The 19726-nt window shown below is 40.4% G+C and carries 24 protein-coding genes; 5 read left to right on the plus strand and 19 right to left on the minus strand.

From position 1 onward, the window contains the following. Window position 1: 1 nt before the first annotated feature. The 14 genes from mnmE to truB form a co-directional block, all read right to left on the minus strand. On the minus strand, window positions 2-1393 hold the full coding sequence (mnmE, locus tag LS71_RS05935; RefSeq protein ID WP_034355601.1) for a tRNA uridine-5-carboxymethylaminomethyl(34) synthesis GTPase MnmE: 1392 nt from the start codon (window positions 1391-1393) through the stop codon (window positions 2-4). Beyond that, entirely contained in the window at window positions 1356-2135 is a 780-nt protein-coding gene (locus LS71_RS05940) for a Jag N-terminal domain-containing protein (RefSeq protein WP_034355599.1), read from the minus strand. Before LS71_RS05940 ends, mnmE begins: the two co-directional genes overlap by 38 nt. Next, a complete protein-coding gene (gene yidC, locus LS71_RS05945) occupies window positions 2132-3916 on the minus strand; it encodes a membrane protein insertase YidC (RefSeq protein ID WP_034355596.1) in 1785 nt (594 codons plus the stop codon). The genes LS71_RS05940 and yidC overlap by 4 nt, the downstream gene beginning before the upstream one ends. Before the next feature lie 10 nt (window positions 3917-3926). Next, complete coding sequence (yidD, locus tag LS71_RS05950) at window positions 3927-4292, minus strand: membrane protein insertion efficiency factor YidD (RefSeq protein WP_052058091.1); 366 nt, start codon at window positions 4290-4292, stop codon at window positions 3927-3929. Continuing rightward, window positions 4280-4825, minus strand: coding sequence for a ribonuclease P protein component (rnpA, locus tag LS71_RS05955; protein WP_069723513.1), 546 nt, complete (start codon window positions 4823-4825; stop codon window positions 4280-4282). The genes yidD and rnpA overlap by 13 nt, the downstream gene beginning before the upstream one ends. Before the next feature lie 45 nt (window positions 4826-4870). Continuing rightward, complete coding sequence (rpmH, locus tag LS71_RS05960) at window positions 4871-5005, minus strand: 50S ribosomal protein L34 (RefSeq protein ID WP_011114959.1); 135 nt, start codon at window positions 5003-5005, stop codon at window positions 4871-4873. Between the two features lie 64 nt (window positions 5006-5069). Beyond that, on the minus strand, window positions 5070-5786 hold the full coding sequence (locus tag LS71_RS05965; RefSeq protein WP_034355593.1) for an OmpA/MotB family protein: 717 nt from the start codon (window positions 5784-5786) through the stop codon (window positions 5070-5072). Between the two features lie 68 nt (window positions 5787-5854). Continuing rightward, window positions 5855-7786, minus strand: a complete 1932-nt coding sequence (locus tag LS71_RS05970) for a hypothetical protein (RefSeq protein WP_034355591.1) — start codon at window positions 7784-7786, stop codon at window positions 5855-5857. Between the two features lie 24 nt (window positions 7787-7810). Then, complete coding sequence (locus LS71_RS05975; protein WP_034355588.1) at window positions 7811-8191, minus strand: biopolymer transporter ExbD; 381 nt, start codon at window positions 8189-8191, stop codon at window positions 7811-7813. Next, entirely contained in the window at window positions 8188-8634 is a 447-nt protein-coding gene (gene exbB / locus LS71_RS05980) for a TonB-system energizer ExbB (RefSeq protein WP_034355585.1), read from the minus strand. The genes LS71_RS05975 and exbB overlap by 4 nt, the downstream gene beginning before the upstream one ends. Before the next feature lie 214 nt (window positions 8635-8848). Continuing rightward, complete coding sequence (gene smpB / locus LS71_RS05985) at window positions 8849-9316, minus strand: SsrA-binding protein SmpB (protein ID WP_034355582.1); 468 nt, start codon at window positions 9314-9316, stop codon at window positions 8849-8851. 9 nt (window positions 9317-9325) lie between these two features. Then, window positions 9326-10129, minus strand: a complete 804-nt coding sequence (locus LS71_RS05990; protein ID WP_034355579.1) for a 4-(cytidine 5'-diphospho)-2-C-methyl-D-erythritol kinase — start codon at window positions 10127-10129, stop codon at window positions 9326-9328. A 7-nt stretch (window positions 10130-10136) separates the two neighbouring features. Then, window positions 10137-10376, minus strand: a complete 240-nt coding sequence (locus LS71_RS05995) for a carbon storage regulator (protein WP_034355576.1) — start codon at window positions 10374-10376, stop codon at window positions 10137-10139. Further along, the gene (gene truB, locus LS71_RS06000) at window positions 10370-11233 is read right to left on the minus strand and encodes a tRNA pseudouridine(55) synthase TruB (RefSeq protein WP_034355573.1); all 864 of its coding nucleotides are present in this window, start codon (window positions 11231-11233) and stop codon (window positions 10370-10372) included. Before truB ends, LS71_RS05995 begins: the two co-directional genes overlap by 7 nt. Window positions 11234-11330: 97 nt before the next feature. Between truB and LS71_RS06005 the strand changes: the two genes are divergently transcribed. Then, the gene (locus LS71_RS06005; protein ID WP_034355570.1) at window positions 11331-11849 is read left to right on the plus strand and encodes a PAS domain-containing protein; all 519 of its coding nucleotides are present in this window, start codon (window positions 11331-11333) and stop codon (window positions 11847-11849) included. A gap of 42 nt (window positions 11850-11891) precedes the next feature. Here LS71_RS06005 and LS71_RS06010 read toward each other — a convergent pair whose 3' ends face one another. From LS71_RS06010 to LS71_RS06025, 4 genes are all read right to left on the minus strand, one after another. Further along, complete coding sequence (locus tag LS71_RS06010; protein WP_034355567.1) at window positions 11892-12614, minus strand: ATP-binding cassette domain-containing protein; 723 nt, start codon at window positions 12612-12614, stop codon at window positions 11892-11894. Then, window positions 12608-14362, minus strand: a complete 1755-nt coding sequence (gene nikC, locus LS71_RS06015) for a nickel ABC transporter permease subunit NikC (protein WP_069723512.1) — start codon at window positions 14360-14362, stop codon at window positions 12608-12610. Before nikC ends, LS71_RS06010 begins: the two co-directional genes overlap by 7 nt. After that, entirely contained in the window at window positions 14359-15315 is a 957-nt protein-coding gene (locus LS71_RS06020; protein WP_034355564.1) for an ABC transporter permease subunit, read from the minus strand. Before LS71_RS06020 ends, nikC begins: the two co-directional genes overlap by 4 nt. Window positions 15316-15812: 497 nt before the next feature. Further along, on the minus strand, window positions 15813-17105 hold the full coding sequence (locus tag LS71_RS06025) for an outer membrane family protein (RefSeq protein ID WP_034355561.1): 1293 nt from the start codon (window positions 17103-17105) through the stop codon (window positions 15813-15815). A gap of 64 nt (window positions 17106-17169) precedes the next feature. Here LS71_RS06025 and LS71_RS09445 point away from each other — a divergent pair, with 64 nt between their 5' ends. The 4 genes from LS71_RS09445 (at window position 17170) to LS71_RS06040 (ending at window position 19219) form a co-directional block, all read left to right on the plus strand. After that, a complete protein-coding gene (locus LS71_RS09445; protein ID WP_194145669.1) occupies window positions 17170-17343 on the plus strand; it encodes a hypothetical protein in 174 nt (57 codons plus the stop codon). Between the two features lie 17 nt (window positions 17344-17360). Then, window positions 17361-17999 (plus strand): ribonuclease HII, encoded by a 639-nt coding sequence (locus LS71_RS06030; protein ID WP_034355558.1) that lies wholly within the window; start codon window positions 17361-17363, stop codon window positions 17997-17999. A gap of 80 nt (window positions 18000-18079) precedes the next feature. Beyond that, a complete protein-coding gene (locus LS71_RS06035; RefSeq protein WP_138109856.1) occupies window positions 18080-18643 on the plus strand; it encodes a bacteriohemerythrin in 564 nt (187 codons plus the stop codon). Window positions 18644-18652: 9 nt separating this feature from the next. Continuing rightward, window positions 18653-19219: a bacteriohemerythrin gene (locus LS71_RS06040; protein WP_138109848.1), complete on the plus strand. Its 567-nt coding sequence runs from the start codon at window positions 18653-18655 to the stop codon at window positions 19217-19219. A gap of 161 nt (window positions 19220-19380) precedes the next feature. Here the strand turns inward: LS71_RS06040 and LS71_RS06045 are convergent. After that, window positions 19381-19726 (minus strand): methyl-accepting chemotaxis protein (locus LS71_RS06045; protein WP_138109849.1); only part of this gene is annotated, 346 nt, incomplete at its 5' end.

Consider the following 19726-nt stretch of genomic DNA (forward strand, 5'->3'; position numbering starts at 1 on the left):
CCTATTTGCCTAGGCAAAATGTGCCAAAAAGCCTATCAAGCAACTCTGTATGCTCATAAGGGCGAGTGAGCGCGCTGATAGATTCTATACAATCTTGTATGTGAAATGCCTGTAGCTCAATCCAACTCTGTATGCAATCATCTTTAAGCCCAGCAATAACCTTATTTATAGAATCTAGCGCATTTTTTAGACACTCAAGCTGATAGCTTGATGTAAGAATAATGCTATCACTCCCGCTATTTGCGCTCACAATTGGTTCAATAACTTTTAAAATATCGCGCGCGCCATTATGCTTAATGCTTGTGCGTAATATAGGCGCATTAAACTTTGCAAAAATGCTTTCATTATGTGTCGCGCCCATATCGCTTTTATTTAAAATAATCACAATATGCTTATTTTCTCTAGCATTTTGCTCTAATATATCCATAATCGCGCTATCTTTTTCATCAAAATGCTGTGAATTATCAAACACAGCCAAAATAATATCACTGCGTGACACGGCTTCCTTTGCCTTTGTGATGCCAATGCGCTCAATGCTATCATCACTTTGGCGAATGCCCGCTGTATCCACCACGCGCACCAAAGCACTACCAATGCACAATGTCTCCTCAATGGTATCGCGCGTCGTCCCCTCTATATCGCTCACAATAGCACGCTCATACATTAAAAGCGCATTAAGCAAAGAGCTTTTGCCCACATTTGGCTTGCCTATAATGCTTAAAGTATAGCCATTAATCACCCCTTGTCGTGCTATTGATGCGCTATAAACTTGCTCTAATTTCTGCTTTATTTTCCCTAAAGTCGTGTGTATAAAATGAGTAGTATCGCCCACTTCATCACCATAATCAATGCTCGCCTCCATATAAGCTAGCACCAAAAGCAAGCTTTCACGCACCTCCTCTACAAAAGTGCTTAGCTCTCCGCTAAGTTGGCGCATAAGCATTTTATTTGCCTCAAGGCTTTGAGATTGTATGAGTCCGGCTATGGCTTGAATTTGTGCTAAATCTAATCGCCCACCCAAAAAAGCGCGCTTGCTAAATTCGCCTGCTTGAGCCATTCTCGCGCCTAAATTGATGCACAGCTCCACAATCGCTCTAGCACTCACAATCCCGCCATGGCACTGCACTTCACACACATCTTGCGTCGTGTAGCTGTGAGGCTTTGGGAAATAAAGCACTATGGCTTCATCAATGGCTACTCCCTCTCTATCATAAATCCGGCATAAATGCGCATAACGAGGCAATAATTGATTTTTTTTTGTGAGTAAAAGTGTAATTTCATAAGCGCGCGCACCACTTAAGCGCACAATGCTAATAGCGCCTATGCCTATGGGAGTAGCAATAGCGACAATAGTGCTATCGTCTAAAGTCGTTGATGATGATGTATTTCTCATCTGCTTCATTTTGTCGCACGGATACATATTTCTCTGGGAACATCTCGCGCAATTTAGTTAAAGCAATATACACCAAAATCCCATCGAGTGCTTTTGTCTGTGCCTTGCCATTAAGCTTAATCAAACGTGCAATATCTTTAAGATACACATCTATCATCTCTTCTTGATTTTTTAAAAATTCAGCAATTTCTAGCCGCAAAGAATAGCCATATTTAGGATTAATCCAATTAAATAGTAAGTATGAGAGCGCCTTATACCGATAGCCCCTCTCACCGATGAGCAGCGCGCAATCGCGTCCATCAATGTAAATATAAAGTGTATTGTCCTCCAGCATACGCACTTCAAATTTATCAATATCAAAAGGTAAAAGTTTAAACAAAGATTCTAACTCTGTGCGTATTTGCTTGATATTTGCCTCATCGTCTCGATTATAATTATCCCAAGAATTTTGCTCTCCCCAAATCTTTTGCGGCTTTGGCATAAAATTTTGAGAATCTTCATCTATCTCCTCTATCTCTAGCGCTTGCTTTGGCAGATAAGTTTCTCTTTTTGCACTTTCTTTACGGTGTGCGCTCTTATGCTTAGTATCGACAATAATAATAGCATCTTTCTTACCCAGTCCTAAAAAGCCATTTGTGGGATTTTGCACAATTTCATATTCCAAATCTGCCACAGAGCAATTAAGCTCTGTTGAAGCCTTAATGAGGGCTGCCTCTAAAGTTTTTTCTACAATTTTTTTCATTTTATCCCCTTTTTATTTGACTTATTTTTGTGGTGCAATGCCTCATGCTCGGCTATCTCCTTTGCTTTTTTATTTGCCATAACTCTATTAATAATGATTTGCTGGATAATAGAGAATATATTATTCACTGTCCAATACAGCACAAGCCCCGCCGGGAAAGGAAAAACAATAAAAAATATCGCAAAAATAAGTGGCAGCATCTTGAAAACTTTCTCTTGCATAGGGTCTGTGAAATTTGCAGGCGTGAGCTTTTGAGAAACATACATACTCACCCCCATAAGCACAGGCAGCACAAAATAGGGGTCAATAGCTGATAAATCATCAATCCACGCTATCCACGCAGCACTTTTAAGCTCCACTGCATTATGCAACACACGATAAATAGCAAAAAATACAGGGATTTGCAAAATAAGTGGCAAGCAGCCGCCAATGGGATTTGCCCCATGTTTTTTATACAATTCCATCATGTGCATTTGCAGCTTTTGCGGGTCGCTTTTATAGCGCGTTTGCAGCTCTTTCATTTTTGGGGCTAAATCTTTGAGCTTTTGCATAGAGACCATACCTCTATAAGTGAGCGGATAAAGCACAATACGCACAATAAGCGTTAAAAGCACGATTGCCCAACCCCAATTCCCGCACAAATCATACAAATACGCAAGCAGTAAAAAAAGCGGCTTAGCAAAAAACGAAATGCGCCCATACTCCACCGCATCGGTAAGCGTCTCATCAATTTGTTGCAGCTGCCTATAATCTTTTGGACCTATGTAGCCTGAAAACTCTGCTTGATTAGAAAAACGCACATAAGGCATAGGATTATGTGCATTATCGCCGCTTACCACTACATACAAGGGCGTCTTAGCAAAAAATAAACTCGTATAATATCTATCCACACTCGCCACAAAGCTAGAACTACGCATATCTTGAGCATTTTTAGCCAAATAATCACTGCTCGCATCGCCATCTTCAATTTTAGTCAAAACCCCATCTGTGCTATTGCGCGTAATCACACCTCGAAACGCGTAAGTATCACTATCCGCGCTTGGGCGCATACCATTACTCACAAAATATTCAATATCAGGCTTACTTAGCGTAATGCGCACATCATAGGATAAATTAGGATAAATGGTGATGTATTTTGTCAAAATTACTTCACCTAGATTCTGTGTGAGGACTAATTCTGCTGGGCTATCTTTAATCCCAATATGCGCTTTGCTCGCAGTGTATGGAGTTTCAAATGCCTTTTGATTAATGCTTGCATTGCTAAAGCGCACTTCCATAGTGCGCAGTTGAGAATCTCCAAAAAGCGCGAGTTTATCGATATTTGGCTTATGGGCTGTGCGTATGCCAAACGCACTAGCTATCATACTCCAAAGACTTGTTTGCTCATTGCGCGTGAATTTCTCATCTTTAAGATAAACTTGCTTAATCCTGCCTAGCGCATCAATCTCCATTTCAAATTCGCTAGATTCTATATGTGCGATGACTTGTTGCTTTAAGGATTGCGGTATTGATGTCTGCGCACTTTGTGTAGTTTGGGCAGATGTTTGGGTGCTTGATTGAGCAGCTGGTGAGTTGGGTGCAGATTCTATATGGGCAGATTCTATATTTTGGGGAGCATTTTGTTTAGAATCTAGCGTTTGAGTATTTGTATTTTGCGCGCTTTTTTGCGGTGTTTGTGGGACAAAATAGGCATAAATAGCAAAAAAAGCAATGGATAAACCTATGGCAACCAGCACGCGCGTAAGAGATATACCGCTATCTTGTTCATTTGGACGATACATATTTGGCCTTTTAAAAGAGTGATTTGATGATATAAACTCGCATGGTGTAAGTTTTGTCAAAAGGTGAAATTATATCTAAAAAATTTACATTTGTAGAGGGGACAAGCCAATATTTCACGCTTTTTGGCTCAAATACAATGTTTTTAAGTTTCAATCTCACTAATGGATAGGCAATCCCTCCTGCAAAAAGCTGATTGCAGCGCAGGATTCTATACATTATCTTAAACACCGCAAGCAAAGGGTTTTCAAACTGCAAAAGCCACAGCGCATACATCGAGCAGCTCGGATAATACCGACATGCGCCCATAGTAAGCGGAGATAAAAACTTTTGATAAAATCTCACAAGCCCAATGAGTGATATTCTTATGATTTGCACAGCCCTGCCCTTTTGGTAAAATCCCTCTTTTTTATAGAATCTGGCTTTGTTGCAAAATCTATTTTCTTTTTAGATTCTATGTGCTTTGCAGATTCTGTATGATTTATAGAATCTGCGCCTTTTGCAGATGTGCTTTTTATAGAATCTTTTGCAGAGTTTTTATGGCGCGAGGATATTTTTAACTGCTTAAAAGCAAAGAGTAAATCTGCTTTGAGTGTGGCAAAATCAACTGATGTAATGCCCTGCCTTGCGACAATCACAAACAAAAAGCCCACATAATGCTGCTCATAAACAATAGCCCTTAGCCGCCGCTTGATGAGATTGCGCATGTGGGCTTTGCCTATTTTTTTAGAAATACTTAATCCCAAATATACGCGCGCTTGACGGGCTAAAATGACTTGCAAAATCTTTGGTGAATTGGGATAAGTATGTGTCTGAAGTGCGTAAAGGGCAAAATTTTTATGAAAAAATCGCCGAGCATTTTTATAAACAAAGTCAAATTCTGCTTTATTTTTGAGAGAATCTAACTTCACCAAATTACTATCTACCCCCTAGTCATATCCGCTCTTGCGCAGATTCTATACAGAAAGCCTCTTGCGCCCTTTTGCCCTCCTAGCATTAATCACGCGGCGACCATTTTTAGTTTTCATTCTCGCTCGAAATCCATGCGTGCGCTTCCTTGGTGTGTTGTGTGGTTGATAAGTCCTTTTCATGAATAGCTACCTTAAAAATTAAAATAAAGTCCGCGATTATGCCGCTTTTTTACTTAAAAAGAGGTTATTTAGGCTTAAAATCTTTGCTAATCTCAAGGATTTTAAGCAAATCTTGATTTGCCTTTGTTATCACTCGAAATTCTACGCGCCTTGATTTTTCATCATCATTTAAAGGCTTAGCAAAGGATAATCCATTAGCGCGAAATACCTTAATAAGCCACTCCTTTTGCCCATCAATACTTTTTAGATTAAAGCAATATTTTAGCACCTCCAAAGCGCGCGCTTGAGAGAGTTCAGCATTGCCAAGATAGCGCTCTTCAAGCGTATGAGCAGAAAACCAACTTTGCGAAGTATGCCCTTCTATGCGTATCTCCTCGATATTGTCTTGAAATTTTGGCAGCGATAAAATCCGCACATAGCGCGGAAAAAAATCATCTAAAATATCTTTAAATCGCTTCTTAACCTGCTTTGCGCCTGTGTCAAACAATACTTCTGGTTCATTAAATCTAATCGTATTATCCTCATCAATTTGCGCGTCCCACTTTTTTAAATCTCCGCTAAATTCCTTAAGTAGCGCTTCATACAGCTCCTGCTGCAAATTAGAATAATTCTGCGCAATCTCGCTCATCGCTTCATTAAGGGCTAAGAGCTTTTCATTCTGCCTTTTTAAATCCTCTTGCGTTTCTTGCGTGATAAGCATAAAAGACACCATAATGAGCAGAAAAATCATCATAATCCCTGCCATCATATCCGAAATGCTAATCCATTGATTATGTTTCATATGCTCCCTTTATGTATTGCGGCTAGATTCTATAAATACCTCACTTGCCTACTGCGCGTTAGATTCTATCATCTTGAGCCGATGATTTCACGCACACGACGCAAAAACCATTCATAATTTTCCTTAAAATTCTCCATACTCGCGCTTAAAGATTCATCAAGCGAACTAAAAGTGCTTCTAATCTCGCTCTGCAAGGATTTATTGCCATTAATATTTTCATTTAAAATATTTTGCACATTGCGATATAGCTCGATGAGTTGCACGCTGTTGTGCTGAATTTGCGCATTAAGATTGCCTAGATGTGCAAGCAAATTATGCTGCAAATCGCCAAACTCCTTAATCACCTGTGCGCCCATATCTTTGGGAATGGCTACAGAATCTTTAGTGAGTTTTTGCATAATTTTTAAATACTCGCTTGCAATTTTCTTTAAAAAGTGATTGACTTGCTCATATTGCGCATTAAGATTGCTATCTGTCTTAGTGGCTAGCTCATTTAGGCTATCAAGGCGCGCTTTAATGAGCTCTTGCTCCTTATTCATTACAGAATCCATACTCGCGCTTAAGGTTGAGAGATACATATCTTGCATATTTTTTATGCCCTTTGCCATATCTTGCATAATGATTTCATTATGAGAATTTAAGCGCACAAGGCTAGATTCTAAACTTTCTAAAATAGCGGTGTGATTTGTGGCGATATGCTCCCTTAAGCGCGCAAATTCTGCGGCTTGGTGCGTGCTAGATTCTAAGTTTTTAGCAATATTTTTCTCTAACTCGCGGCTTAGGATTTCAATATGCGTATTCGCACTTTGAGCAAGCTGCTTAAACACTTCATCACTTCTTTGCGCTAAATCCTCATACTGCGCACGCACAAGCGCATTATTATTACTTAGAATCTGCGTAACACCCTCTTGAGATTCTTTCATATGCGTTTCTACAAATCGCCTAAAAAGGCTCATATTCTCACTTGAATGCTCTTGAAGTTGGTTGAAATAAGATTCTATCTCGCCCTTTAAAGCCTCTGTATGCTGTGCTGCGCTCTCCTCTAGCGTGCTAAAGCCATAAGTGGCTTTTTTAAAAAACTTATCCATATCGCCCAAACACTCGCGCGCATTGCTGCCTAATGTCGCTACTTCGCTCAGTTGAGCCTGCAGCAGCTCACCTTTTGCTTTCATATCATTAATTACGCTTAGTGTTTTTTCATAAAACTCCATAGCGCTGCTATTTTGCGCCACTATAGAATCTAGCGTGACTTGCGTTTTACCCATAGCCTCGGCACTCTCTTGCATGGCGTGTTGTGTTTGAGTAAGGAGCGCTTGGCTTTGCTCAATGCTTTGTTTATAATGCTCCTGCCAAGTGAGCAGCTTGCCCACAGCGTTATTTAATTCTTTAAAATTATCGCCAAATTGATTTTGTAAGTTATGGTTAAAATCCCTTATCACCAGCTCAAGCGCGGCAATTAGTTCTTTAGACGCGCCAGAGGCTAGCTGCTTAATGGCTTCTTGCAGTGATGTATCGATATTTTTTAGGCTTGTTTCTAAAAGCGCATTGGTAGTGGTATTAATCTGCTGCATATCCGCCTTTGTGGGCAGCGCGGCTAAGTGAGCGCAAGTCTTATGAGATAACTCATTTATATCTTTGAGATAGCCTAGATTCTGTGCTTGGTGTAAAATATAATCTATATTCATATCTTGCGCGCTTTTTACGCCCTTTGCCCGCTGCACGATAGAGAGCGCTATGGCTAGCCCCATACCCACAATCGAAGTGTAAAAGGCAGTTTTTAAGCCATTAAGCAATAAAGGCACAGAATCTTGCAAAGCAAGCGTATCAAACCCCATAAGCCCCACAAAAATGCCCACAAATGTCCCAAGCACCCCCGTGCTCATAATAATAGCCTTAAAGTCCTTATGCATAGGCTCGCCAAAAGTCTTAAAATCCCACACAAACAGCCCTACCATCACAATAGTAAAGCAAATATTAATGAGCCAATTTAACTCTTGCATACATACTCCTTAAGTTTATAGAATCTACTTCTGCTCTGTGATAACATACACATCACTTACACCCTTATCGCGTAGCATAGTAGTGATTTCAAGGAAATATTCCAAATCACTCTCCCTATCGCCACGGATAATCACTTGCATATTTTTATCAAACCCACTCACCTGCTCCCTTAACTCCTCTAAACTCAAAGATTTATCATCAAGGAAAAGCTGCCCTTGCTTATCAATTGTAATGCTATGCGTGTCCTTTTTATCGGCATTTTGCCCTTGTGATTCTTCAAGGCGCGGCACATCTACTTGGATTCTGCTTTGCACTACAAATGACGCGCTAGTTAGCACAATAACTAATAGCACGAGCATAATATCAATAAATGGAATAAGATTTAAAGAATCTATTTTTTTCATACATCATACCTTGTGGGCGACTTTGGCAGGGGATTATGCGCAATATCCCATAAAGAGAGTAGCTCCTCTGCACGCCGCAACAAAAAATTATAAAAAATAATAGAGGGTATAGCCACAACAAGCCCTGCAGCAGTAGCCTTAAGCGCTAGAGCTAATCCTGCCATAATACTTTGAGTATCTACAAGCGAGTTTGAGCCAATCTCCACAAAAGTTACCATAATCCCAAACACCGTGCCTAAAAGCCCAATATAAGGAGCATTTGAACCAATAGTAGCAATGAGCGTTAAGCGCTTATGCAGCACAAGCTCTAAAATGCGCTTATCATTAAAATCTTTAAGATTAATATGCCTATACACCCACCATCGCTCAAGTGCTACACCAAGCACTACGATGCTTAAAAATAATAAAAACCCAAGCACCCCATAATCTACCATTTCTCTCATCATTACTCCTTGTGCAGATTCTATCATGTCCGCGCTGTTGAGCTAAAGCTCCGCGTGGTCTTACAAATGGCGGCAAATCCGCACATTTGCGCCTAAAGTATAAAGCTATAATCTGCCTACGCAGCTTATCAACTTGTTTTTTAAGGTTTAGATTCTATCATACTACGCTGTTGATTGCGTAGTATAAGCGCGAGTTAAGGGCTAGATTCTATAATCATAACTTTTTGCCATAATCTTTCATATTCGCCCTAGCCTCACGCTCAAGCATTTTTTTCTTTATACTCTCTCGCTTATCATGCAGCTTTTTCCCACGCGCAAGCGCAATGCAAAGTTTGATTTTATTTTTTTGATTAAAATAAATGTTTAATGGCACAATGCTTAATGATTCTTTACTCACACTCCCAAAAAGCCTATCAAGCTGCTTTCTGTGCAATAATAGCTTCCTCTCTCGCCGCTCATTGGGCTTAAAATGCGCAAAAGTAGTCTCTAAAAATGAAATATGCGCATTAAATAAAAACGCCTCCCCGCGCATAATTTTCACAAAGCTATCTTTGAGATTTACTCGCCCAGCGCGGATACTTTTTACCTCACTGCCTAGCAGCACAATGCCTGCCTCTAAGCTCTCTAAAATCTCATAATCAAAATATGCCTTTTTATTTTTGGCAATTATCCTACTTTGCATACGCTTCCTTTATGCCTTTTTAAGCCTAAAAAAGCTGCTGCCGCTACCACTAAAATACCACTCCTGCCCTAAATTGCGCGCCACATCTAAAAGTGCAGGATACGCCTTGAGCGCGCTTAAAAATAAATCATTCATCTCCGCTCTATCTTTGTGCTGCTCTAATAAAGCCTTGCTTGAGAGTTTAAACCAATCTTTAACAGGCTCGCTATATGCGCGTTTGTTAGCCTTTATAGAATCTGCATAATATTGATAGACTTTTTTAGTATCGCAAAATACACTAGGTGTGTAAATCTCATAATCTAAGCTCGTTTCATTTGCAGATTCTGTATTTGTAGATTCTATAATCTCCCCTCGTCCACGCACATTCGCACTCTGCACGCCACTTGCAAAAAACGCCACATCTGCGCCAACGCCTTTGGCTATATCTAAAAGCGCATTTTGCGTTAAACCCAGTGATAAAAATGTATTTATAGCTTTTAAAAACGCGCCTGCATTGCCGCTACCACCGCCTAGCCCAGCACCTTTTGGAATACGCTTTAACACCTCTACTTTTATAGAATCTAAAGCCTTTGTGGGCTTATTGTGCTTGTGCAGATAATGTTCAAGCGCGCATTTAGCCTTATAAATGAGATTATCCTCTAGCGCGCAGCCAAAATCGCCTTTGAGTGCAAAGGCATTACTTGTTGAAATATACATCTCATCATATAGCCCACCTTGCGCCAAAACAAAGCGCGATTGCAGTTGATGAAAGCCCGCCTGAAAACCAATAATCTTTAAAAAAATATTAAGTTTTGGATAAATGAGTATGTGCATAGTAAGCCTAGCTTTTTTTGGCTTTTAAGAGGGATTTAAGCGTGCTAAGATTATCCAAAGGCACATTTTGGCAAGCTTGTTTATTTTGCGAGCTAATGGCTTCTTTAAGCTCACCGCGCAAAATCACACAAGATGCGGGCGCAGAAAATCCAAGCCGCACGCTGCCTTTGTCAATAGAGATAATGCGTATCTCAATATCATCGCCTATTATCACGCTATCATCTTGCTTTCTTGAAAGTATTAACATAATGCTATCCTGTTAAGAATGTAATCTATGCTGCCATCTGCAAAAACCTCAATTATAGAGAAAAAATCCTCAAAACAAACTATATATTTGCCCTTTTGTATGTTTTTTAGCGTAATTTTTTTGCCCTGAAATATATCGCTCGCTAATGTCGCACTAATTTGCGGTGATAGAGCTTGTATTTGCGCAAATGTGAGTTTTGTAAAAGGCAAATAATCTAGCGGATTTAAGATTCTAATCCCCTCATTTTGGCTCACACTCATTTCCCCTTCACTCACACGTTCCAAACTTGAAAGCGCGCCATGCACTTGAAGCTTATGAGCTATCATCTCCCCAATGCTACGCACATACGCGCCCTCACTCACGCTCACTTCAAAATGGATAAAAGGGTGAGTGAAAGATAAAAGTTCTATGTCAAAAATCTCCATTTGCACTTGTGCTAAATGCACTGCCCTCCCCTCACGCGCAAGCTCATAGGCGCGCTTGCCGCCAATGTGTTTAGCACTAAAAATAGGCGGCGTGTAAGTAATACGCCCGCACATAGAATCTAGCACATCTTTAATCTCCTGCACATCACGCTCCTGCACGAGGCTTATAGATTCTATACGCTCAATATCAAGGCTAGCAGATTTTGCGCCAAGCCACAGCGTAGCCCTGTATGTTTTGGGAGTTTTTAGCAAATATGGAAAAAGTCTCGTATAGCTGCCAAAGCCCACCACAAGCACGCCTCTAGCAAATGGGTCAAGCGTGCCAAGATAGCCTGCTTTTTTTATGTTAAATTGCCTTTTTAATGATGAAAGATAAGCATTTGAGCTTATAAAAGGTGGCTTATATGTAGCCACAAGTAACGCATTGCGCATATTTATCCCCAAAAATTACAGAATCTAAAAATTACATTATTCTTACATTGTATGATTATAACATTTAAGAGCAAAGGCTCTTTTGCAAGGAGGACAAATGCCTAAAGAAGTCTATCTCAAGGATAATACCCTAATCACCTCTAAGACAGATTTAAAAGGACATATCACTTATGGTAATGCTGATTTTGCCTGCTTTAGCGGCTTTAGCGAAGAGGAGTTTCTAGGGCAGCCGCATAATCTTATCCGCCACCCTGATATGCCGCATATTGCTTTTAAAGTCTTGTGGGATAATATACAGCATGGCAGGGAGTTTTTTGGCTTTGTGAAAAATCTCTCAAAGCAGAAAAATATTTATTGGGTGTTTGCTAATATCACGCCCTCTTTTGATGAGCATAATCATATCATTGGCTATTATTCTGTGCGTCGCCGCCCTAGCAAGGAGGGAGTGGCGTTTATGAGTGATTTATACGCTAAACTTAGAGCCGCAGAGGCACAAGGGGGTATGCACGCTTCTTTGGAGCTACTCACACATATTTTGCAAGAAGCGCATACTTCATATGATGAGTTAGTCATTGAGTTGCAAAATACCGCGCTCACAAAGGGTTATCATCAATAATTTTAAGCGCATAGCCTAATGTGGGCAAAAGCTCTCTTATAATTATTGCAATGCCTGCAAATGCCCATTGTGTATGGTTTTTATCTCATCGCACAGGCTTTGTGCCACAAACGCATCGTGGGTGATAAGCAAAATGCTGCGTTTAGAATCTGCACTACTCTCTTTGCTCCAGCGCTTTAAAAAATCTATCACTTCAAGGCATAGCTCATAATCTAGCCCTGAGGTGCTTTCATCAAGGATTAATAATTGCGGATTGACAAGCAGGGCGCGTATGAGGCAGATTCGCTGTGCTTGCCCGCCTGAAATCATCGCCACATTTTTATGCAGCACATCTTTTGAAAGTCCAAAAATTTCAAGCAATTCATAAAGGTGCGCCTTGCTTTGTGAGCGGTATTTTTGCAAATATATAAGCGGCTCGATGAGATTTTCATAGCAGCTAAAGTAAGGATTAAGGCTGCCCAAACTATCTTGAAATAGAATCTGCACTTGGGAGTAAAATGCCCTCCGCGCGCTTAGAGAGCGGAGATTAAGCGTTTTTCCATTAAAGCGCACTTCGCCCTTAGCTCTATGCTCATCAACACTAGGTCGCAAAAGTCCGCAAGCAATTTGAGCAAGCGTACTTTTCCCGCTACCGCTAGGTCCCATAATGGCAAGATTTGTGCCAGATTCTAAAGTAAAATTTATATGCCTTAATACCTCCTTTTTATGACTTCTAAAAAGCCGATAGGAGCGATAAGCATAAGATACATTGATAAAATCTAGCATGAAAGCTCCTTATTTAGAATCTGCTGCAAATAGCGCGTGGTTTGCGTGCGCGGGGTGTAGGTGGATTCTATATTTTGCAAATCTTGCGAATTTCTCTCCTGTAAGTCTTTCTCGTGCGAATGGGCATAAAGCCTATTATGAGCAATGCTTATAGATTCTATAATAGCGCCCTCATCAATCACATACACGCGCTGCGCGTAATGCGCAATGATTTGTAGATTATGCGTGATGAGCAAAATACCTATGCCCTTTTGCTTTTGAAGCTGTCGCAAAATATCTAAGATAGCAGATTCTGTAGATTTATCTAAATCGCTTGTTGGCTCATCGGCTATGATAAAGGGTGCTTCCGTGAGCAGCGCTAGCGCTATGCTTACCCTTTGGAGCATACCACCGCTTAGCTCGCAAGGATAAGCCTCTAGCACAGATTCATTTAAACCCGCATCTCGCAAGCATTTGTGGATAAAATCCCTATCATAGGGTTTTTGGATAGATTTCAAACTTTCTTTAATGTGATTATGAATGCTAAGAAGGGGATTAAAGCAGCTTAGAGGATTTTGCATAATGCACGCAAAAGCGCGTGCGCGGTAAGCAACAGGATTTATAAGCGCACCATTAAGCCGCACATCACCGCTTGGCTGCACTAAATTTGATGGTAAAAATCCCTGCAAAGCAAGCGCGCTTAGAGATTTCCCGCTCCCACTTTTGCCTAGCAATGCCACGCATTCACCCCTTCGCACGCTAATATGTTTTATGTTAAGCAGCGTTTTATCCCCGATTTTAATATGCAGATTCTCTATACTCAAACTTTGCGCGCTTGTAGTGGCCTTAACTTCCTTGCTGCCTTGTTGTGTATCCTCTGGCGCATTACCCATCATACAAGCCATGCCAAGCGTATCTCTTAGCGCTTCCCCCAACAGATTGCATAATGCCACGCTCACAAACAAAGCCATACCCGGATACACAATAAGCATAGGATAATCCCACATATATTCCCTTGCTTCATTAAGCATTATGCCCCATTCCGCAGTGGGGGGCTGCACACCTAAGCCTAGAAAGGATAATCCCGCAATATGCAGCATAATATGCCCTATATCCATACTTGTAAGGACAATGCATTGCGTGAGTATAGGCAGCATAATGTGCCGCTTAAACCTTTGCCACCCGCTTTCGCCAAAGGTATAGCTTAATCGCACATATTCCTTATGTCTAAGATTAAACACAATGCTACGCACGATTCGCGCATACCACGCCCAATGCGTTAAAATAATAGCAATCATCACATTTTCTAAGCCCGCTCCAAGCACGCCTACTAGAAATAGTGAAAGCGCCACAGTTGGCACGCTAATAAACACATCGCATATTCGCATACAGATTCTATCAAGCTGCCCACCCACAAAGCCGCTTAATCCACCTAAAGTCACGCCTAAAAGCACAATGCAGCCTAAAATAATAAAAGTGCAAAAAAGCGAGAGCCTAGCTCCATACACAAGACGCGTATAAACATCGCGCCCTAAATAATCTGTGCCTAAAAAATGCTGCGCGCTCATAGGAGCAAGGATAGATTCTAAATCCTGCGCATCAGGCTTATATGGAGTGATAAAGGGTGCAAAAATGGCTATAAGCAAAACTATGCTAAGTCCTATGAATGCGCATTTTCCCCACCAGCTAAGATTCTGCCAGATATTAAGCACTCTCCATAGGCTTGTGTCCGCAAAAGAAGGTTGTTTATTTGTAGAGGCTAGATTCATTGTGCCTCCCTTTGTGTTTCCTCTATGTGCTTGCGTATGCGCACATCAAGCACACCATACAAAATATCCACCACGCCATTACACAGCACAAAGCACACGCTAAGCACAACAATAAAGCACTCAATCACAGGATAATCATGATTTGCAATCCCTTGAATGCTATAAAGTCCAATACCCGGCAGCGCAAACACGCTCTCAACCACTAGCGCACTCCCCAATAACTCGCCTATGTGCATACCCATAGCCGTTAAAATAGGCAAAAATGCGTTATAAAAAATATGTTTTATATGCAGCCTCATACCGCGCACACCGCGCATTTTGGCATAAATCACATATCTTTCTTTCTGCGCTTCTAGCATATTAGCACGAATAAGCCGCGCGATAATACATATTGACATAAGCGCAATGCATATACTTGGCAAAATAAAGCTTTTTGCCCCCTCTATCCCCACAGCAGGCAGCCAGCCAAGATATACGCTAAAAAGCAGCATAAGCAAAAATGCTAGCCAAAAATTTGGCATACTCACTCCTATAAAGCAAAAAAAGCGGATAAGCACATCAGGCATTTTATTATGATAATGCGCGCTTATAATCCCTAAAGGAAGAGAGCAAACAAAAGTTAAGATAAAGCCACATAGCACGAGCAAAAGGGTGTTGGGCAAAAAGTATAAAAAATCAGCGCTCACGCTTCGCCCAGTCATATAAGAATTACCAAAGTTAAGCGTTATGGCATCTTTTAGCCATAAAAAATATTGTGTCAAAAGTGGCTTATCAAGCCCAAAGCTTCGCGTAATATCAGCAATAAGTTCAGGCGTGGCAATAAGATTAGAATGAATAATATATGACATCACAGGGTCGCTCCCACCAAGACGCAGCAGGCAAAATGCTCCAAATGAGCAGAGCAGCACAATAGGCACTATCCACAATAATTTAGAAATAATAATACGCTTCACACCAACTCCTTAATATTTTTGCATAATTTATTATATTTTTACTATTAATATCATAAAATTTATATCAAAATTTATGCCATATGCTTATAAATATTAAGCAAATATTTATCTATAGCTTAAAGCACGCAGCCTGTTTGCGTATGTCTTAGCTCCTAGCTCTCCTAGAGATTTTAAGTTCTCTCCGTTAGTTTTTGTTTGGTCTGCTATGTCTGCAATGATGCCTATGATATTTTATTGGTCATAGATAATACTTTATTTGCAGGATTATTAATCTTGCAAATATGTGTTTTATAGAATCTAGCCTTGTAACATATGAAGTTTCTTTGAGACAAAGCGACAGCGTGGGAATTATAGAATCTAGCCTTAAAAAACAAGTTGATAGATGCTTTTAAGCAGCTATAACTTTATACTTTAGGCGTTGCAGGGCAATTCACTTGCCCTCCGACAAGATACGCGCGGCTTTTTATAAAAAAGCAATAGCGTGGGAATTATAGAATCTAGAATGTATGCAAAAGCCAAGTCATTATGTGACTTCTATCATTGGTTTGATTTTGGCTTAAAACAGGCGAATTTCCCACAGCATAGCCTGCTTTGGTAGTATCATTAAAATACTCAATCTTTATGCGAAAGCGTAAATCTTTTATAATTTCTTTTGTGAGCGTTAGGGCAATGCTCTGCTCATCACTGCGCGGACTTGTAGTCAAGCGCCCAAGCAACTGCCAGTTTATATCATAATTCACCCCACCCACATAGAGCATACCGCTTGTCGCATTACGCCCCACTATATCGCTAAGCGATGCTCCCTTATCATACGCACTCCCCGTCCAAATATCCACAATCCCCCCAAATGGGTCGCCATAAGTGCCTATCCACGCATTTGCATTCCCCCAGTTTTTATAAAACATAGCTCCCGCATAAAAATTATCTTGCTCATCATCGCCATATTGATATTTTAAGAAAAGCGTTTGCGTGCTTCTATCAAATTTATTGCCTAGTATCGTATCCTGCGTAATTTGCGTGCCATCATACCAAGTAGGATTAAGCGCATTACGCGGAAAAAGCCCTATAGCTTCAAACTGATGAGTTAAGATTTTAAGCCAAAGCTTTACGCCCGGCGCGCTAAAGCGGTGTGGCACATAATATCCATAGGCTGAAAATTGCGTCTGTGTAGATTCTGTATTAAATGTTAAATCCACACCGCCAGCGCCTAAAGCCTCTCCTGCAAGACTAAAGCGTGTATAATCCCAAAACCAATTATTATACACCATTGCACGCGCATTAGAGTAAAATCCCCAAGCCGCCAAATGCCAAGATGAGCCATTTATGGGATTTATCCTCACTTGTATGCCCTCATTCCATGCATTAAACCAATCAAGCCCTTGCGTCTCATATCGTCCCGCTTTGAAAGAAAAAAGGCTATTTTCAAAGCCAATGGAGGCGTTATGCAAAATATATCGGCGTGTTTCTAAGCCCTCATTCCCTCTATATCCCCACCAAGCGCCCACATAGCCATTACCTAATGATGTTCCACCTTGCGCAGTGGTGCTATCATAGGCAAGCGTATTAAGCGCACCACCTAGAGCAAGCTCTAATCCACCCTCACGCACTGCCCATTCTAGCGCCCCAAACATCGAAGCATAGCTATCGCTAGGATTTATAGAATCTGCCTCATTTGCCTTGCCATCATTAAAGCTAAATTTGCCAAATGCCTCTGCCCTCCCGCCAAAGCTATAATCTAGCGCAAAGCCACACGCGCAAATCACACATAGGGCAATCATACTTTTTTTCATATTTACTCCTTCTCTCCTTAAGCTTTTGCCATTAGTGTTGGCTTTTTGCGCGTTAAGGCTTATTGTGAAGTTTAAAAGACCTAAAAATGCGCAGATTCTATCCCAAAAATACTTAAACATTATGCGCAAATATTGGCATTACTTTCAAGTTGCTATAAGATTCTATAATTTGCTTTTAAGAAAATTTTTAGAAATAATTGTAAAGTGGCTAACACAAATGACTGGCGTAACTGGTTAGGATTTTAAGGGGATTATATGTGGGTAGCGGGCATTGATGAGGCTGGAAGAGGTTGTATTTGTGGGGGATTATTTGTCGCTGGAGTGATTGGCAAGGCAGAAGTTATTGCCACCTTTGGGGCTAAGGATAGCAAAAAGCTCACGCCCAAAAAGCGCGAAAACATCTACAACGCGCTTGTAAATGCGCAAAAAGATAATGAAATTAAGCTTTTTTGCGCACAGATTGACGCATGGGAGATTGATAAAAATGGCTTAAGCTGGGCTATGCGATATGGGATAGAGCATATTATAAGCCAAATGGGAGATGTTATACAAAGCCTTAATCTCTCTTTAGAGCAGCTCCCACAGGGCATTATCCTTGATGGAAATACTACTTTTAATGCACTTCTGCCCGCGCATTTAGAATCTATGGACATTAAACTCACTCCGCTCATCAAAGCAGATAGCTTAATGCCTGTTGTGTCGTGTGCTTCTATTGTGGCAAAAGTGCATAAAGATAAGCAAATGCGAACCCTAGATACTCTCTATCCACACTACAAGCTTGCACAAAACAAGGGCTATGGAACTTTAGAGCATAAAAAACTTATCGCGCAGTATGGATATTGCCCACATCATCGCAAAAGTTTTAAAATTACGATTAAAGGGAGTTTATTTTAACTTGCATTAAACTTAAAAGGTATAGAATCTAACCTCTTTTCAGCCAAAAATAAGGTAAAAATAAGGAATGGGGGTTTGTGATGCTACCAAGTTGGAGCGATGAGTTTAGCGTTCATCATGAGATTATCGACGAGCAGCATCAAGTATTATTTGAGCTAGCCCATAGAGCCTACAAAATTGCCAATAGCCACACCACACGCAATGAAGTCAAAGATATGATTACGCAATTTTTTGACTATATGAAAACGCATTTTAAAGATGAAGAGCAGTATATGCAGGCTATTGGCTATCCGCGCCTAGAGGAGCATAAGAAAATCCATCGCCAAATTGTGAGCGATATGGCAGCTATGGTCAAAAGCATTCATTCTGCTAATGAGCTAAAGGATAAGATTCTTATTATGGCGAAAGATTGGCTTTTGACACATATTTTGCAAGAAGATATGCAGATTGAAAAATATCGCAAAGAAATGCAGAGCAAAAATCCAGCCAAAGCGGCGCAAAAATTTTATATATACACTTGCGCTTGCCCAAATAAAGAGCATAAACTTACAGAATCTATGCATATTTTTGTGAAAAATAGCACCCAAAATATTCGCTGCAAAGAATGCCAGCAGAGTATTAAGTTTCTAAAAGTGCTTGGTTAAGGAGGGGTTATGTTACCACAATGGAGTGGGGATTTTAGCGTGGGGCATGAGATAATCGACCAGCAGCACCAGACACTTTTTAATCTAGCGCATAAAGCCTATCGTATCGCTAATAGTCCAAGCTCTCCTAATGAAATAAAGATGATACTTGTGGAGTTTTTTGACTATATGAAAACGCATTTTAAAGATGAAGAGCAGTATATGCAGGCTATTGGCTATCCGCGCCTAGAGGAGCATAGGAAAATTCACCGCGACATAGTAGCAGAAATGGCGGGAATGGTGAAGAATGTGCATTCAGTTGAAGTGCTAAAAGAGATGATTTCTACTATTGCTAAAGATTGGCTTTTGACACATATTTTGCAAGAAGATATGCAGATTGAAAAATATCGCAGAGAGCAGCTTGAAACCCGCGCTACTTGTGAAGTCAAAGAAGTGCAATACTACTACTATACTTGCGCTTGCCCAAACAAAGAGCATAAACTTACAGAATCTATGCATATTTTTGTGAGCAACTCCTCACAGCCCATTAACTGCAAAGAGTGCCACCAACGCATTCATTTTAAACAAAAACGCTAGGGGGTTTTGTAGAATCTAACCCCCAGCACTTAGCCTTAGAAAAAGTATCTAAGCTATAGTATCTAGCCTATAGATTCTATATCAAGCCTATAGAATCTAAACTACAGAATCCAGCTTTTAAAATCTAAACACAGAATCTAGATTTCTATAACCCACAGAATCTAAAACCTCTTCTTATTCACATCATCTAATATATCTTTAGCTACAGTATCTACTCTTTTAGAAATCTCTGCACTAGAGTTAGCTATTTCTACATTTTCTTGTGTTACAGATTCTAAGTGAGAGATAGCTTCATTGATTTGAGTTACTCCAGTAGTTTGCTCTCTTATAGATTCTCCCATATCATTTATGCTTTGCACTAATAAATTAGTATTAGCCTCTATTTCTCCTAGAGATTTTTGTGTTCTCTCAGCTAACTTTCTTACTTCATCTGCTACTACTGCAAAGCCTCTACCATGTTCTCCTGCTCTTGCTGCTTCTATGGCTGCATTAAGTGCTAGTAGATTA

This window comes from Helicobacter jaachi, assembly GCF_000763135.2.
In the GTDB taxonomy this organism is placed as follows: Bacteria; Campylobacterota; Campylobacteria; order Campylobacterales; family Helicobacteraceae; genus Helicobacter_C; species Helicobacter_C jaachi.

Bases quoted from the DNA above. Each gene is read 5' to 3' on its own strand.
- mnmE (WP_034355601.1), bottom strand. From the start codon at position 1,393: ATGAGAAATACATCATCATCAACGACTTTAGACGATAGCACTATTGTC.
- yidC (WP_034355596.1), bottom strand. From the start codon at position 3,916: ATGTATCGTCCAAATGAACAAGATAGCGGTATATCTCTTACGCGCGTG.
- smpB (WP_034355582.1), bottom strand. From the start codon at position 9,316: ATGCAAAGTAGGATAATTGCCAAAAATAAAAAGGCATATTTTGATTAT.
- LS71_RS06010 (WP_034355567.1), bottom strand. From the start codon at position 12,614: ATGCTAGATTTTATCAATGTATCTTATGCTTATCGCTCCTATCGGCTT.
- truB (WP_034355573.1), bottom strand. From the start codon at position 11,233: ATGCGCAATGCGTTACTTGTGGCTACATATAAGCCACCTTTTATAAGC.
- LS71_RS06030 (WP_034355558.1), top strand. From the start codon at position 17,361: ATGTGGGTAGCGGGCATTGATGAGGCTGGAAGAGGTTGTATTTGTGGG.
- LS71_RS05990 (WP_034355579.1), bottom strand. From the start codon at position 10,129: ATGCACATACTCATTTATCCAAAACTTAATATTTTTTTAAAGATTATT.
- LS71_RS05965 (WP_034355593.1), bottom strand. From the start codon at position 5,786: ATGAAACATAATCAATGGATTAGCATTTCGGATATGATGGCAGGGATT.
- LS71_RS05995 (WP_034355576.1), bottom strand. From the start codon at position 10,376: ATGTTAATACTTTCAAGAAAGCAAGATGATAGCGTGATAATAGGCGAT.
- LS71_RS06040 (WP_138109848.1), top strand. From the start codon at position 18,653: ATGTTACCACAATGGAGTGGGGATTTTAGCGTGGGGCATGAGATAATC.
- rpmH (WP_011114959.1), bottom strand. From the start codon at position 5,005: ATGAAAAGGACTTATCAACCACACAACACACCAAGGAAGCGCACGCAT.
- LS71_RS06035 (WP_138109856.1), top strand. From the start codon at position 18,080: ATGCTACCAAGTTGGAGCGATGAGTTTAGCGTTCATCATGAGATTATC.
- exbB (WP_034355585.1), bottom strand. From the start codon at position 8,634: ATGAGAGAAATGGTAGATTATGGGGTGCTTGGGTTTTTATTATTTTTA.
- LS71_RS06025 (WP_034355561.1), bottom strand. From the start codon at position 17,105: ATGAAAAAAAGTATGATTGCCCTATGTGTGATTTGCGCGTGTGGCTTT.
- LS71_RS05975 (WP_034355588.1), bottom strand. From the start codon at position 8,191: ATGAAAAAAATAGATTCTTTAAATCTTATTCCATTTATTGATATTATG.
- LS71_RS05940 (WP_034355599.1), bottom strand. From the start codon at position 2,135: ATGAAAAAAATTGTAGAAAAAACTTTAGAGGCAGCCCTCATTAAGGCT.
- LS71_RS06005 (WP_034355570.1), top strand. From the start codon at position 11,331: ATGCCTAAAGAAGTCTATCTCAAGGATAATACCCTAATCACCTCTAAG.
- nikC (WP_069723512.1), bottom strand. From the start codon at position 14,362: ATGAATCTAGCCTCTACAAATAAACAACCTTCTTTTGCGGACACAAGC.
- LS71_RS05970 (WP_034355591.1), bottom strand. From the start codon at position 7,786: ATGCAAGAGTTAAATTGGCTCATTAATATTTGCTTTACTATTGTGATG.